18 protein-coding genes are annotated in these 16316 nt (G+C 36.3%); all 18 read right to left on the reverse strand.

The features are described from left to right. Positions 1 to 131: 131 nt before the first annotated feature. Positions 132 to 593 (reverse strand): DUF2487 family protein, encoded by a 462-nt coding sequence (locus FHR85_RS08230; RefSeq protein ID WP_167262403.1) that lies wholly within the window; start codon positions 591 to 593, stop codon positions 132 to 134. Positions 594 to 605: 12 nt separating this feature from the next. Next, the gene (locus FHR85_RS08235) at positions 606 to 1151 is read right to left on the reverse strand and encodes a ReoY family proteolytic degradation factor (protein WP_167262404.1); all 546 of its coding nucleotides are present in this window, start codon (positions 1149 to 1151) and stop codon (positions 606 to 608) included. Positions 1152 to 1160: 9 nt separating this feature from the next. Next, positions 1161 to 2414, reverse strand: a complete 1254-nt coding sequence (locus tag FHR85_RS08240) for a tetratricopeptide repeat protein (protein WP_167262405.1) — start codon at positions 2412 to 2414, stop codon at positions 1161 to 1163. 15 nt (positions 2415 to 2429) lie between these two features. Beyond that, on the reverse strand, positions 2430 to 3734 hold the full coding sequence (aroA, locus tag FHR85_RS08245) for a 3-phosphoshikimate 1-carboxyvinyltransferase (protein WP_167262406.1): 1305 nt from the start codon (positions 3732 to 3734) through the stop codon (positions 2430 to 2432). Between the two features lie 13 nt (positions 3735 to 3747). Next, entirely contained in the window at positions 3748 to 4854 is a 1107-nt protein-coding gene (gene aroB / locus FHR85_RS08250) for a 3-dehydroquinate synthase (protein WP_167262407.1), read from the reverse strand. Further along, positions 4851 to 6017, reverse strand: coding sequence for a chorismate synthase (gene aroC / locus FHR85_RS08255; protein ID WP_167262408.1), 1167 nt, complete (start codon positions 6015 to 6017; stop codon positions 4851 to 4853). The genes aroB and aroC overlap by 4 nt, the downstream gene beginning before the upstream one ends. Positions 6018 to 6031: 14 nt before the next feature. Continuing rightward, positions 6032 to 6808, reverse strand: coding sequence for a CheR family methyltransferase (locus FHR85_RS08260; RefSeq protein ID WP_167262409.1), 777 nt, complete (start codon positions 6806 to 6808; stop codon positions 6032 to 6034). 158 nt (positions 6809 to 6966) lie between these two features. Beyond that, on the reverse strand, positions 6967 to 7413 hold the full coding sequence (ndk, locus tag FHR85_RS08265; protein WP_167262410.1) for a nucleoside-diphosphate kinase: 447 nt from the start codon (positions 7411 to 7413) through the stop codon (positions 6967 to 6969). A 73-nt stretch (positions 7414 to 7486) separates the two neighbouring features. Continuing rightward, entirely contained in the window at positions 7487 to 8452 is a 966-nt protein-coding gene (locus FHR85_RS08270; RefSeq protein ID WP_167262411.1) for a polyprenyl synthetase family protein, read from the reverse strand. Between the two features lie 22 nt (positions 8453 to 8474). Then, the gene (locus FHR85_RS08275) at positions 8475 to 9179 is read right to left on the reverse strand and encodes a demethylmenaquinone methyltransferase (protein ID WP_167262412.1); all 705 of its coding nucleotides are present in this window, start codon (positions 9177 to 9179) and stop codon (positions 8475 to 8477) included. A gap of 11 nt (positions 9180 to 9190) precedes the next feature. Continuing rightward, positions 9191 to 9829, reverse strand: coding sequence for a heptaprenyl diphosphate synthase component 1 (locus FHR85_RS08280; protein WP_167262413.1), 639 nt, complete (start codon positions 9827 to 9829; stop codon positions 9191 to 9193). A gap of 190 nt (positions 9830 to 10019) precedes the next feature. Next, on the reverse strand, positions 10020 to 10292 hold the full coding sequence (locus tag FHR85_RS08285) for an HU family DNA-binding protein (RefSeq protein ID WP_167262414.1): 273 nt from the start codon (positions 10290 to 10292) through the stop codon (positions 10020 to 10022). Between the two features lie 444 nt (positions 10293 to 10736). Further along, positions 10737 to 12215, reverse strand: coding sequence for a stage IV sporulation protein A (gene spoIVA / locus FHR85_RS08290; RefSeq protein ID WP_167262415.1), 1479 nt, complete (start codon positions 12213 to 12215; stop codon positions 10737 to 10739). Positions 12216 to 12338: 123 nt separating this feature from the next. Continuing rightward, positions 12339 to 13082 carry a hypothetical protein gene (locus FHR85_RS08295; RefSeq protein ID WP_167262416.1) on the reverse strand — a complete coding sequence of 248 codons (744 nt, stop codon included), beginning with the start codon at positions 13080 to 13082 and terminating at the stop codon, positions 12339 to 12341. A 16-nt stretch (positions 13083 to 13098) separates the two neighbouring features. Then, positions 13099 to 13299, reverse strand: a complete 201-nt coding sequence (locus FHR85_RS08300) for a DUF2768 domain-containing protein (protein ID WP_167262417.1) — start codon at positions 13297 to 13299, stop codon at positions 13099 to 13101. 177 nt (positions 13300 to 13476) lie between these two features. Then, positions 13477 to 13740, reverse strand: a complete 264-nt coding sequence (locus FHR85_RS08305) for a stage VI sporulation protein F (protein ID WP_167262418.1) — start codon at positions 13738 to 13740, stop codon at positions 13477 to 13479. 67 nt (positions 13741 to 13807) lie between these two features. Further along, on the reverse strand, positions 13808 to 14824 hold the full coding sequence (locus FHR85_RS08310) for an NAD(P)H-dependent glycerol-3-phosphate dehydrogenase (RefSeq protein ID WP_167262419.1): 1017 nt from the start codon (positions 14822 to 14824) through the stop codon (positions 13808 to 13810). A gap of 15 nt (positions 14825 to 14839) precedes the next feature. Beyond that, a complete protein-coding gene (gene der / locus FHR85_RS08315; protein ID WP_167262420.1) occupies positions 14840 to 16150 on the reverse strand; it encodes a ribosome biogenesis GTPase Der in 1311 nt (436 codons plus the stop codon). Positions 16151 to 16316: the final 166 nt, after the last annotated feature.

Genomic DNA, 16316 nt, shown 5'->3' on the forward strand with positions numbered 1-16316 from the left:
CGTTCAGGGTATTTTACATATTTATTAGGACAATATCATAATAGCGTATCCCACCATTTCGGTCAATAAAAACTCGTTCAAGAATCGAAAAATGTCACAATTTCTTTACAATATTGTCATAAAGATTTCTATTACCATTGATCTTTGATCAACGTTTTCAATTCATTTGCATGTGATTGAATCATTTGTTGTGTTTCTATTTGGTTCAAGTCATTTTCTGTTGGTGCTGGTAACCAAATGAGTTCACCATTCAATTCACTATAGTGCTTTCTCCATTTATTATCAAAGGTGAATAGCATGACGTGTTTGAATGGTTGTTGTTGGGTTAATTCACCAACATTGGCTTTTAATCGCTCAACTTCTAATTCTAGTGTGTTTTGTTTCATGTAATGATATACAGGTAATAATAACACTCGTCCTTTAAAATGTTTTTCAATCTGAGACATTAGAATATACATAGCCTCAGATTGGAATGTATACTTCTTCAATTCTTCATCGGTTTCATATGAAAAAGGTACAAGCGGTATTATAGCCGTATCAATATAATCTTTTGCCTGGATAAATTGTTGGATATCATTATATGTCCATTTCAAAATTGTCATCCCCTATTCACTCATTTGGTTACGCTGGTTTAATAACCAACTGTAAAAATAAAATGCCTCATCATCACCGTTGTCTAATGACTCATCTATTTTCAATTTCAATTGTGTCATATAGTGTTCATCAGTAACAAATTGTAGAAGTGAATCAACCATTTGATAATCACTTTCTTCTAAATAATAATCATCTGGAAGATATGGATTATTTGATAAGACATCACTATAAGCTGTTGACTGTCTAACATCTGGGAAATTCAACTCGATATAGAGATCTTCTTGATGATTCATCCGAATATCATGAAACGCTTTTTCCACTTCAGATGTAACCACATGCTCTTTATAATACCGAAAAGGCCTCTTGTCTTGTGATTCAACTGATACAACCATGCCCCTAGGACATAGATGTGCCTCATAGACAAAATGAATATGATTTAATAATTCATCACGTTTTAAAATATAATCAAACAACCAAACGATTTCACGTTTAGGTAACTCATACTGATTTAGAAACCAATTTAGAAAAACTTTTTTTTGAATTGGTGAGACATGCATTCAAACACCTCATTCATCTTGGATTCGTTCCACAAACTCTCTAATTTCTTCGTCATCAGGTATAATTGTTAAATATTTCGTCAGTTGTTTTAATGCAAGTTCAGTTTCGCCTTCTTCCATTAAGAATAGACCATATTCTTTAAGGAAATCAGGATCATCCGCATATGATATTGCCGCCTGCTTGTACATATTTTTCGCTTGATCAAATTCCTCTAGTTCATTATAAATTTGTGCTGAGCGCCAATTTAATACAACTGGGTAACCTTCGTAGCTCATTAGCTCGTCCACTAATTCTTTAGCCTTCATATACTCATCATTTTCGAAGTAAATATGAAGTAACATCTCTGCTCCATCTTCATAAGCTGGATCAATGGCTAATGACTCCTGAAGATATTGGACAGCATCATCGGTCTTTTGTAACTTCAGGGCAAACTGTGCTGCTAATAAATATAACTCATTATTATGTTCATCTTTTTGAATACCTTGAACAGTTGTATCAAATGCCTCTTGTACTGCTCCTTCTTCATATAAAGCTTGAGCTAACATAGGATATACACTTGTATATTCTGGATCTAAATCAATCAACTGATTCCAAACTCTTGTGCAAATATCATAGCGATCCAATTGATACGCTGTATAACCATACTTGAATAACTGGTCTGGTGTTTCAAGTTCAATTTGTTCATAATAGTGAAGAGCTTGTTCCCAATTACCTACTGACGATAATGATTCAGCTAATCGTTCTTTAATATTAACAACGCTAATTTCTCCATCATATTTTTCGACCTTTTCATAATATGGAATTGATTTCTGGTATTCACCATTAGAAAAGGCTAGTTCACCTAATGCTAAATCAATAATTGGTTCCTCTGGATCAACAGCCTTAGCTTCATTCAGCTTCTTTTCAGCAACTTCGTATAAACCTTGTGATTGATATAAATCCGCTAATTGTACTAATGCAGGAATATACGCTTCTGCTTCTTCATCGATATCCTCTAATAAGTCAATGACTCGATCATCTTCCCCTAAGTCTGTATAGATTTCGGCTAATAGTAATTTTACATAATGATCGTCTGGATATAGAACAAGCATATCTTCATATACTTCTTTAGCATCGTTCAATAATCCCCATTCCTGTAATAACTGGGCAATATCAAGTCGTTCAGCATCATCCGCTTCAGCGATATAATTTTTTAATAATTGAACAGCTTCGCTAATTTTACCTTCATTTTTTAATTCTAGAGCTTCACTAATTGTTTCCATAATATATACACCTTTCTATTCATCTCGTACATAATCCTGCAAAATATCATTCAAATTTTGGAAAAAAGTTGGATAAGATATGTTGATACAATCAATATTATCAATAATAACTGGGTTGTTGCTAATAAAAGACGCTATGACTGCTAACATTGCCATTCGATGATCATTGTAAGAAGTAACATGGCCTCCAATGAGGTTACTTTTTCCTTCAATTTTTATTGATTCTTCTTCCGCCTTTAAGTTAGCACCAAGAGAATTTAGCATTTCAACAGTTGCGTGAATTCGATCTGTCTCTTTGTATCTTAATTCATCTATATGTTCTAAAGTCATGGTTCCTTCTGTCTGTGTTGCAACAAGTGCTAATAAGGGTACTTCATCAATAAGGGAAGGAATTTCATCTTGCGACAATGAAGTAGGGGTTAATGTCGATGACTGAACATAAACATCTCCAACAGGTTCTAATCCCACGTAGTCTTTAACAGTCACATCAATAGATGCACCCATTCGCTGCAAGACACGAATAAATCCAATCCGTGTTTCATTCAAGCTTAAAGCTTCAAGTTTCAATTCACTATTTGGTGTTATAACTGTTGCTGCTATCCAAAAAGCTGCAGATGAAGGGTCACCAGGAATGGTAAGGTGAGCCCCTTTAAGAAACTGCTTACCTTCTACAGAACGAATCGTATGGTCTTCATCAATGGTTCCACCAAAAGCTTTTACCATCTTTTCCGTATGATCACGCGTTTTAATCGGCTCTGTAACCATTGTTTTTCCATTTGTGGACATCCCTGCTAAAAGAATAGCCGATTTTACTTGTGCACTAGGGATTGGTAGCTCATAAGATATCGAATTTAATGCTGATCCTTGTATAATAAATGGCAAACGATCAGGTTCCCCATCAAATGTAAATCGGGCACCCATAGTGGATAAAGGGTCAATAACGCGTTTCATCGGCCGCTGTTTTAGTGATTCATCACCCGTCAGTTTAACTGGATGTTGAAAGGCTGCTAAAACCCCCGATAACAATCTTGCCGTTGTTCCAGAGTTTCCTAAATTAATAGGTTGCTTGGGAGGATGCCACGAGCTAATACCAGAACTCTCAATAAATGTTTGTTCACCCACTGTTTGTATATCTACACCCAAAGCTTGGCATGCTTCAATCGTCCTTTTGCAATCCTCAGAATCTAACAACCCATTAATGACACTCTGTCCTTTTGCCATTGCAGCTAACAATACCCCTCGATGACTCATAGATTTGTCACCTGGCACTTTAAGTTGACCATTAATAACACTGTTAGGGAAATGATAAGCGTTATTCATACTGCTTCCCCCTTTATGTCAGAATTTTTACATGTTTGTTTTGATTAAGCTGTTCGACAAAATTTATTAATAATTTATTTAGTTCACTGATCGAGAAAGTCTTAGCATAAGGTTTACCTATGTTTTCTAATAAAATACATGTTATATTCCCCGTTTGATTCTTTTTATCGTGCTTCATAGCTTGAATCAAAGAATCATATTTCCATTCAGTTAAAGTTAATGAATAACCTAGAGTTGTTAACCAATGCAAAAGCTCTTCATGAAAGAAGAAATCACTACGTTTATGCACGTGGTCAGATAAATATAAGTCGAATAATATCCCAATCATGACAGCCTCACCATGAGTCACTTTATATTCACTATATACCGATTCTATGGCGTGACCTAATGTATGGCCAAGATTCAGAACTTGCCTCATATCCTGTTCATATTCATCTTGTTCAATGATCTGTTTTTTCACAAGAATAGACTGAGTTAATATATTTTCAACTTCATGACTAGTCAATTGCGTAAAATCATCTACTTCGGCGATCATCTTGTATAAAGGGTCAGGCTTTAGATAACTATGTTTCACAACTTCTGCAAATCCTGAGCGAAATTGAAGCGAACTCAACGTATCTAACATTTCATAATCATATAACACGAGGTCTGGTGAATAAAAATGACCAATAATATTCTTTATATGATGATGATTAATAGCGACCTTCCCGCCGACACTACTATCATGCGCAAGTAATGTCGTAGGCATTTGAACAAAGCCAATACCTCGCATATACGAAGATGCAACAAATCCTGCTAAATCACCTGTAACGCCACCACCTAAAGCAATAATAGCTGAATGACGATCAAAATAATTTTCACTTAAAAAAGTTATCATAGATTCGAATTGATTAATATTCTTGGACTGTTCACCTTCAGGAATTAAATAGGTGAAGACATCATAAGATTGACTCAACTGTGATTTAAGATCTAATAAATACAATGGGGCCACTTGTTCATCTGTCACAATAGCTATTTGATTAAATTGAAAAGGCTTAAGCCATTCTTCAATCGAATGACGTAAACCTTTATCGATGATTATTTGATAAGGTCGGGTTCCATGAACCGTTAATTTATTCATCCAAACGTTCGCACCCTTTCACGGTAATCTGTTAGAGCTGCTTTCAATTGTTCCATATAATCAGAAGGGAATTGCTCTACAATAGCTGCTGCAACTTCCCATGCCACGACATGTTCCATCACAACTGAAGCTGCTGGAACCGCACAGCTATCAGAGCGCTCAATACTTGCTTTAAACGGTTCTTTAGAATGAATATCAACACTTTCAAGTGGTTTATACAAGGTAGGAATCGGCTTCATAACCCCTTTTACAACGATCGGCATTCCTGTTGTCATGCCTCCTTCAAAACCACCTAAGCGATTCGTTTTTCGATGATAGCCTTGATCCTCATCATAAGCTATTTCATCGTGCGTTTCACTTCCGCGTGTATGAGCTGCTGAAAAACCGATGCCGAACTCCACACCTTTAAATGCATTAATACTCATCACGGCAGCTGCAATTTTACCATCTAGTTTTCGGTCATATTGAACATAGGAACCTAAACCTGGTGGTAAGCCATCTACAGTTACCTCAACAACACCACCAATAGAGTCTCCATCTTGTTTTGCTTGATCAATCACACGTTTCATTGCTTCTTCTTGGTTGAGATCAATTGTATTAACTTCAGACTGACGAACTCGCTCAATTTTTTCTTCAATGGTTAAATCTAAGTCAGCAGCCTGAACGTCATAAATTTGTCTTACATAACCTGCTACAGTAATGCCTAGCTCTGATAGTAATTTCTTGGCCATTGAACCTGCCGCCACACGTGCAGCAGTTTCTCTTGCCGATGAACGTTCTAACACATTACGTAGATCATCATGATTATACTTCATTCCCCCATTTAAATCGGCGTGACCTGGACGCGGCTTAGTAACTTGACGTCTAATATGGATATTAGGGTCAACTGGATCTTCTCCCATAATATCCTGCCAATTTTTAAAGTCATCATTAGTTAAAGCTAATGTTACGGGCGAGCCTATTGTGTAACCATGTCTAACACCACTCATGATGGAAACTAAGTCTTTCTCAATTTTCATACGTCTGCCACGACCATAACCTCCTTGTCTTCTAATTAAGGAGTCATTTAGTTCGTCAGCAGTGATAGGTAATTGCGCAGGTAAACCTTCAATAATCGTTGTTAGTTGTTTACCATGTGACTCGCCAGCTGTTAAATATCGCAAAGGATAACACCTCTTTATGCTTGTTTTTCGTAAAAGAATGTTCGAGCAACACTTAAATTGAATTGTTGGGGATCAAATATTTGTTCCGTACTACCCACAAATAATACACCACCAGGAACAAGAGATTGAGAGAATAATTGATAGACTTGGCGCTTAGCTTCTTCAGTAAAATAAATAAGGACATTTCGACATACAATCAAATCGTAAGTCGATTTATACTGATCAGCTAAAAGATTATGTTTACTGAATTTAACACATCTTTTCACATCATCTGATAATACATAGTGATCTCCTCTTTTAGTGAAGAATTTATCTTTTTTATCTTTGGGCACTTCTTTAAGTGATCGTTCTGGATAAACGGCTTCCTGAGCACGATTTAATGCTTGATCATCAATATCTGTAGCATGCACGGTTATGTCTTTAAGCGGGAAGTAGTCACTTAAAATCATTGCGATCGTATAAGGTTCTTCGCCTGTAGAACAAGCTGCACTCCAAACTTTTAATTTGTCTTTACCTTCTTTAATAGAAGGTAAGATTTGAGTTCTTAATGTTTCCCAACGATTAAAGTTTCGATAAAATTCAGAAACGTTTATGGTCATTCGATCAAGAAATTCATAATATAATTGCTCGTCTCTCATCATCGCCTCAAAATATTCAACGAAAGTTTTGAAACCGCGTTTATCTCGTAATGTTGTGAGACGTCTTTTCATTTGTTTTTCTTTGTACAAAGACAAGTCAATACCTGTCCGTTTTTTAATTCGTTCTATAAAGTCTATGTAATCGTCGCGCACGTTTCTCTCTCCTCAATTATGTCTCATTAAACCCTATTATATAATAGGTGACGATCGAAATGCTATTGTTTAAATCGTTGAAAAGCATGACGTAGTAAATAATTTATCAAACTAAAAAACCTTGTGCTAATGTGCACAAGGTTCATTCAACACTACAATTAGTAAACCCACTGGTCCATGTCTTTAGTGTAGTTAATTAGGCCGCCTTCAGGGAAGAATAGGCCAATTTCACGTTCAGCAGATTCTGGAGAGTCAGAACCATGAATCACGTTTTTACCTACTGTAACTCCGTAATCACCACGGATTGTTCCAATGTCAGATTCTGCAGGATTAGTCGCACCCATCATTTTACGTGCTGTAGCGATCACATTCTCGCCTTCCCAAACCATCGCAAATACAGGGCCAGATGTAATGAAGTTAACAAGCTCACCAAAGAATGGCTTGTCTTTATGCTCACCATAATGCTCCTCAGCTAGCTCTGTAGGTACTTGCATTAATTTAGCTGAAACTAATTTATAACCTTTGTTCTCAAAACGAGACACAATCTCTCCAACTAAATTGCGTTGTACGCCGTCTGGTTTAACCATAATAAAAGTTTGTTCCATGTTACGTCACCTCTTCGTCAAATTATCATTCAAACCGTTAAAAAGTTTAACAAAATTTATGACAAATTACAATTCAAAATTTACGTTTGCCTAAATAACCTGCAACTTTTTGTAAGGTTCTTTTTGCCTTTATATCCGGTAAAGCGTCTAATTGATGTAATGCTTTACGCAAATAAGCTTGACTATATTGGAAAGCGTCTTCGATCGCATCCGATTTCTTGATAGCTTCAATAGCTTGTTCTGCATATTCTGGAGTATTCGGGTGTTTAAAGAATTGTTGGACTTGCTCAGCGATAACTTCATTTTGACAAGCCAAAATAGTAGGCAATGTCAGATTACCTGATAACAAATCACTTCCAACTGGTTTGCCTAATTCTTTTTCAGTGGATGTAAAATCAAGAATATCATCAATAATTTGATATGACATGCCTATATAATAGCCGTAAAGCGTTAATCGTTCGATTGTCTCTTCACTACAATTGGCTGCGATTGCTCCTAATTTAGTACTTGTTGCGATCAACAAAGCGGTTTTACGTTTAATTCTACGAAAATAATTAAATAGACTTTGGTCATATGTATATTTGTCACGAATCTGTTCAATTTCGCCAACACAAACTTGATAAATCGTATCAGCTAGTACTTGATGGATTGCTATTTCATTTCTCCCTCGAACTAATTCGAGGGTTCGTGCAAATAAGAAATCACCTGTGTACATTGCGGTTAAATTGTCCCATTTAGCATTAATGGTTTCATGCCCGCGCCTTGTGCTTGCAACATCAATAACATCATCATGGACTAAAGAAGCCATATGAATCAGTTCTAAGGCAACCGAGACATTTCTTACTTGATCATGATCCGCCTCACCGAACTGTGAAGATAATAAAACGAAAATAGGTCTAATTCGTTTGCCACCAGCTTGAAGCAAATGACTAGAAGCAGTCGAAATTAGAGAATGCTCTTCACCCGTGATTTGTTTCATTCTGTTTTCTATTTCAGTAATATCATCATTCATATAATTAATTGCCGTTGCCAATTTCATCTCAATTCACCTTTTTATATCTTTACTTACGTCCCAAGTGCATAGCCGCAACACCTAAGGCGTAACTTTTTACTTTCACATTTGAAAATCCGGCTTCTAAGAACATGTTTTTCAGCTCTTTTTTTCCAGGAAAATGTTGTGTTGATTCATTTAACCAAGCATATTCATCGTAACTCTTGGCAAACATTTTACCAAGTAGTGGCATGATATGTTTAAAATAGACAAAATATATTTGTTTAAATACAGGCAATGTAGGTTGTGAAGTTTCTAAACATACGACTTGTCCTCCAGGTTTAACAACACGGTGCATTTCTTTAAGAACTTGCATATAATCTGGAACGTTGCGCAACCCAAAGCCAATCGTGACATAATCAAATTGGTGGTCATCGTATGGTAATTCCATCGCATTTCCATGAACAAACGTAACATTTTGTACCTCTTGTTCTTCTCTCTTTGATTCACCTACAGCTAACATATTCTGACTAAAATCAAGCCCGATGACAGATCCATTTGTTCCAACAGCCTCGCTTAAAGCTAATGTCCAATCTCCTGTGCCACAACAAACATCCAAACAATCAGCCCCTTGCTGGACATTCATTAGTTTCATGACATTCTTACGCCATGCTTTATGACGTTTGAAAGATATAATGGCATTCATTTTATCGTATTTGGTTGAAATTGATTCAAAAACATGATGTACTTTTTCAGATTTTGATTTTGGATCCATTATGTAGACTCCTATATATAAGTATTGTTCTCGCTGTCAATAGCATTCAAACGACTCTGAATAGCATTTCTCATATCTTCGGATGATGATTTCATCCAATATAGCGGTAATGCCTCAGCATGTTGTAAAACAAATTGTTCTATAAATATATTGCTATACTCATTTTCTAAGTGAAAATATTGTATAACACCATGTAACAAGCAAGAATAAACATTACTCACCTTATTTAAGCGTTGTTCTATTGAATGGTTGTGATGAAGTAATTCAATCTTATACTCATTAATCTCTTTTATGTAGGGTAAGAAAAAATGTAACATATTTGTTTCATGATGGGTGGAGAGTAATTTATAAAAAAAGGCACTATGATAATCGCCCATCAAAACATGTAGTTGATTCGATTTTAATTGTTCTACTTCAATATCCTCATCAAAATGATGATCTAGTTGATCATGAATATTTAGCGATAATTGCATGTTTACTAGAGCATCAGCCAAGACATTATGACGGCGAGTCGTTACATCATAAAGAAATAGTAATAACGGTGTTGCAAAAAATGAATCATACATGGTTGATTCAATGTAATCATGCTTATACCTCTCCAAAAATGAGTGTTGAAAAGATATCAAAGCTTGATTGTTATAATCAGTCATAATTTATCACCCGTATCAAATCAAATAGTTACTTTTCAAAAATATGATCACGTTTATTTTAGCATTTATCGCATGTTTTCGCTATCTTTAAACACACGACCATCATCATTGGCTTTGAATTTAATAAAAGTTCACCAACAAGAAAAAAAGAGAGGTGAAAAAACACCCCTCTTTCGCCCTATGTACACTATTATTTAACAGCATCCTTAAGGGCTTTACCAGGTTTGAATGCTGGCACTTTGCTTGCTGGAATATCGATTTCTTTTCCAGTTTGTGGATTACGTCCTTTACGTGCAGAACGCTCACGTACTTCAAAGTTACCAAACCCAATTAATTGTACTTTTTCAGATTTTTTAAGAGAAGCAGTAATAGCTTCAAATACTGAGTCTACAGCTTTTGATGCATCTTTCTTTGAAAGATCAGCTTGATCAGCAACTGCATTTACTAAGTCTGTTTTGTTCATCCGTCTCACCTCCTCTCAGAAGTGTTTTGACTTATAACCTTAACTTGTATTTCATTTCAAAATCAAATACAAGTTAAACATGATTTCAAAATGGTACTTAATTTTGTCATATTGCTACTTATACAATCTCAATTAATCCGAATCGAATTATTACGATTGTATCCAAAGTTAGACGAAATATACACTTAAATATTTCACAACCACTGATATGACTGTATGTAGCATATTTTTCTAACTGATGTAACTGCATATTATCACATGCTGTAAGCTCTTTCAACACGAATTTGCATCAAATCAGGGATTTTGTCGTGTTTTTGGGTAATTCAGCCTACAAAATGAGGTTATTATTACAAAAATCTTCTGTTATTTTTGTATTTATATCGCTCTTCAAGCACAAAAAAAGCCGTGACTGTTTGCCTTCAGTCACGGCTTTTAAACTATGCTTTATAAGATGATTGCAATCAGTCCACCGTTGCCTTCGTTAATAATACGTTCTAACGTATCCTTAAGTTTATATCTCGCATTTTCTGGCATCAGTGTTAATTTGGCATGAATGCCTTCTCTTACAATTGAGCTAAGTGATCTTCCGAAAATATCGGATTTCCAAATTGATAACGGATCTTCTTCAAAATCTTGCATCAGATAGCGCACTAATTCTTCACTTTGCTTCTCAGTACCAATAATAGGTGCGAACTCTGATTCTACATCTACCTTCACCATATGAATGGATGGAGCTACTGCTTTAAGACGAACACCAAAACGTGAACCTTGTTTAATAATCTCCGGTTCTTCCAAACGCATATCTTCTAATGTCGGGTTAGCAATGCCATACCCCGTTTGTTTGACCATATTTAAAGCTTCTGAAACTTGATCATATTCGCGTTTTGCTTCTGAATAATCTTGGAGTAGTTCTAGTAAATGATCCTTACCACGTATTTCTACTCCAACAATTTCATTTAAAACTTGATCATACAATTCATCTGAAGCAAACAAATCGATTTCAGCAATACCTTCTCCCATTTCAATACCGCCCATTTTAGCATCTGCAATAAATTCATAGGAATGAAAGTCATCTACTACGCGGTCAACATCGCGCACACGCTTAATATTTTGGACAGTACCTTGAATAGCCTCTTGGAATTCAGCACGCAACCAGTGATCTTGTTTTAATGACATCACCCAACTCGGTAAATTAACATTTACCTCTAGTACTGGGAATTCATATAGAGCTTCACGCATGATATTTTGAACGTCATCTTCACTTAATTCTTCCACAGATACTGGCAACACTGGGATGTCATATTCGTCTGCCAACGATTCTCTTAGTAGGCTTGTTTCATAAGCATGAGGTTGATTTGAATTTAATATCATAATAAATGGTTTGCCTACTTCTCGTAATTCTTGAACAACTTGCTGCTCTGCTTCACGATAATCTTCTCGAGGAATGTCACTGAATGAACCGTCTGTTGTCACAACAACGCCGATGGTCGAATGATCCTGTATGACTTTTCTTGTCCCTATTTCAGCAGCATCATGGAATGGTATTGCTTCTTCATACCATGGCGTTTGAATCATTCTTGGTCCATTTTCATCCTCAAACCCTTGAGCACTTGGTATTGTGTAACCAACACAATCAACTAACCTTACATTTGCCTCTAAGCCTTCATCTACTTTAATGGAGACTGCATTATTGGGTATGAACTTAGGTTCAGTTGTCATGATTGTTCGTCCTGCAGCACTTTGGGGCAATTCGTCTTGTGCTCTTGCACGATCTTGTTCATCGTTAATATTAGGTAAGACAATCGAATCCATAAAATGTTTGATAAAAGTTGACTTACCTGTCCTTACAGCCCCTACCACTCCCAAATAGATGTCACCGTTTGTCCGTTTTGATATGTCATGTAACACGTTGAAATTATCCATTTTGATCCCTCCGACTTCATCAATTGATCGACCAATATTTTATAAGCCACTACTAGATTATGTCGGGGTGGGACAGAATTATGATAAAAAATAAAAAAAGATTCTATCACGATGAATAGAATCTTAATTATTAGCCTGGTTATTTGTATTTTGATTATCTGGACTTTCTAAAATAATTTCTCCATCTTCAAGATACATTTCAGGAGAATACGCAGGCACAATAGGATAATGGTCTAATAACAAATAGCGTAAATCGCCTTCATAAGTTTCAATCCCCTCTTCTTCTAATAGACGATAAACATCTGGCCGATAATCGATCGCAGCTTCTGCCTGAGATGTCATAATGATATCAAGGGATTGACTTGAATAAGGACTTGATACACTTAAACTATCTTGAAGATCTATATGCTCTTCATTAATGGTAAAGACACCATCTCCAATTGACTCTCCATAAGGAGGATGCCCATTTTCATTTTGATATAAGTTAATATCGTAATTCACTGAACGAAGTGATTGCGTAACTCGTACATCAGACACTTTGACCTCTGCTGTGTCTTCTGGATCCAGAATAACATATGAGTAATAGCCACCTTCTTCAAATGAATTAGCAGGAATTTCACCTAAGTAATTTTGGTCAATTAATGGTGTGAAATTCACTGGATATTTTATAAATAATGGTGTGTTCTGATCACGTGTTTCTATTGGTAATATTCCATTTTCTTGCTCACGAAATTGATCAACGGCTTGTTGAACACGTGACAATTGCTGTTCATTAGATATTTGGTTTTCCGAACGCTGCTCATTTGGATATAAACAAGCTGATAGCATGGATAAACCGATTATTATAACTAATAGTTTACGTAACATCTTTCAAGCGCTCCTTTTATTCTGGTGTTGGCCCACTAAAAACAATATAGAAGATAATAAAACCGCCCACTACCATACAAAGATAAGCTATAACGGCAACAACACCACTTATAACGCCTTTTAATTTATGACGAGCTAATAAAATTAAGCCAGTAGCAACAAATAATAAAATCATACCTAAGAAAGATATGTACATCCTTAACAATGGTTCTGACATAGTGCATCTCCCTTCGCGATGTAAACTCCAACAACTTGTCCAAACACAGTTAAAAGAGGTGTTGGGGCAGACACCTCTTTTTATGACTAACTCCTCAAACGTAGCTCACTTAATCGAATACATTTCATAATATGAATTTTATCATAGTGTTTCAACGTTTGATTGCCTAATATTCAACTATTTTTTGAAAATTTGTTGTAATGTTGATGCATCAAGCGATCCGTTTTGATGAACGATGGTCTTTACAATTTTGTCTTCACGTTCTTGACTTAATGGTTTACGAGCCATTCTTGCCAAATGACGCACAAGTTGTCGTACGGTGCGCTCATCTGAAAAATCAGCATTTTGAACAGATTGTGCAACTTGCATAATATCATCAGAAGAAATATTGGCTGATTCTTTTAAATGATCAAATATCGACTGCTGGAATTCACGATTCATTATTAACCTCCTTTAGTACCGTTCATCATAATATATGCATGACTAAAGAAGGTGTTCAATCAAATGCCTAAGTTAAATGTTCTAATTCATCGGTTTTTCCACGGTTCATTAATTCATCGACAACATCTTTAGGTGGTTTTTCGTTAACGATTAAGTCGTATAATCCAGATGTGATTGGCATATCAACTTGATAGTTTTTGGCCATTTGATATACCGCTTCGGTTGTGCGAACACCTTCGACAACCATTCCCATCTGCTCTAATACATCATCAAGCACATAACCTTGACCTAACATGTTACCAGCACGGTAATTACGACTGTGTTGACTTGTACATGTCACAATCAAATCACCTACGCCAGTTAAACCAGCAAATGTAAGTGGATTTGCATTCAATCGTTTACCAAGTCTTGCCATTTCAGCTAGACCTCTAGTGATCAATGCTGCTTTTGCATTATCACCATAGCCTAATCCATCAGAAATACCAGCACCTAATGCAATAATATTTTTTAACGCTCCACCAATTTCAACTCCAACCAAGTCTTCATTCGTATAAACACGGAATCGATCATTCATGAATAAATCTTGAGCCGTAACAGATTGAGTTTGATTTAAAGAAGATACCGTCACAGTCGTAGGTAAACGTTTCCCTACCTCTTCAGCGTGACTTGGGCCTGATAAAACGGCAATATTTTGACCTATAGAGTCACCTAATTCTTCACTCATCATTTCAGAAATTCGTTTATTAGAGCCTGGTTCGATTCCTTTCGAAGCGTGGATGATTAATTGATCTTCATGGATATAAGGTTTAACTTGTTGACATACATCACGGATTGCTTTCGTTGGCACAACAAATAATATCATTTCCGTTTGATTAACTGCCTTAGCTAAATCTGATGTGGGAGCTATATTGTCAGGTAATTTAACATCTGGTAAATACTGCGTATTCTCACGATTGTTGTTAATTTGTTCAGATAAGGCTTCACGGTGTGACCATAAAGACACGTGGTGTCCATTATCTGCTAGTACTAAGGATAAAGCAGTTCCCCAGCTTCCAGAACCTAATACTGTCACTTTCTTACTCATATTGACACCTCATTCTTATGATCTTTTTCTTGCGTAGATTTTAATTGGCGATCCCTCAAAACCGAAAGCTTCACGAATTCTATTTTCTAAGAACCGTTCATAAGTAAAATGCATTAAACTTGGATCATTCACGAAAACAACAAAAGTAGGTGGTTTAGTCGCTACTTGTGTTGTGTATAAAATTTTCATTTTTTGACCCTTAATCGATGGAGTAGGATTTATGGCTAATGCATCTTCCACCACTTCATTAAGCAAGTTCGTTTTCACGCGTTTAGCATGGTTTTCACTAGCTTCGATGACTTTAGGCATTAAGGTATGAATACGCTTCTTCGTTGATGCTGATAAGAACACAACGGGTGCATAAGAAAGAAATTGAAATTGTTGTCTGATATCATCTTCAAATTTCTTCATACGATCTTGGTCCGAATCGACTGTGTCCCATTTATTGACGACAATAACAATCGCTTTACCTGCTTCATGAGCGTAACCAGCAATTTTTTTATCTTGTTCAATTATACCGGTTTCTGCATCTAATACAACTAAGACAACATCCGATCGTTCAATGGCTTTTAATGCCCGTAAAACACTATACTTTTCCGTGTTTTCGTATACTTTACCACGCTTTCGCATACCAGCTGTATCAATAATTTTAAATTCTCGGTTATCACGTTTAAATTCTGTGTCGATCGCATCCTTAGTTGTGCCTGCTGTGTCACTGACGATAACGCGTTCTTCTCCCAGCATGGCATTAACGAGTGAAGATTTACCTACATTCGGTCGACCAATAAGCGAAAAATGAATACGGTCATCATCTTCCTCTGAACCTAAATCAGTCGGAAAATGTTTCACCGTTTCATCTAATACATCACCTATTCCACGTCCGTGAGTACCTGAAATCGGAAATGGTTGTCCTAAGCCTAACGCATAGTATTCATATAAAAGGTCTTGCATCTCATAATTATCAATTTTATTCACTGCGAGAACAATTGGTTTATTTGATTTATACAGGATTTGGGCCACTTCCTCATCAGCTGCAGTGATCCCGTCTCGGCCATTTACTAAAAAGATGATCACATCTGCCTCATCAATGGCTACTTGTGCTTGCTCTCTAATCTGAACAATTAACGGTTCATTACTTAAATCAATTCCGCCAGTATCAATAACATTAAATTGATGGTTTAGCCATTCAGATTCAGCATAGATACGATCTCTTGTTACGCCAGGCACATCTTCTACTATGGATATTCTCTCGCCTACAAGACGATTAAAAATTGTTGATTTTCCTACGTTGGGTCTTCCTACGATTGCCACAACCGATTTTCTCATGATAACTCATCCTTTTCGCATAACTAACACTTGTTCAACATTTTATTTTAGAAGAAAGCTCTGATAAAGTCCGTTGTTGATATTGTGTTCCGCTTTCGGTGGACGCTTTCCGCGGGCACGGCTCGAGTCTCCTCGGCCCAAAGGCATGGCCTGCGGGGTCTCGAGA

It is taken from the genome of Alkalibacillus almallahensis (assembly GCF_011761495.1).
GTDB lineage: Bacteria > Bacillota > Bacilli > Bacillales > Alkalibacillaceae > Alkalibacillus > Alkalibacillus almallahensis.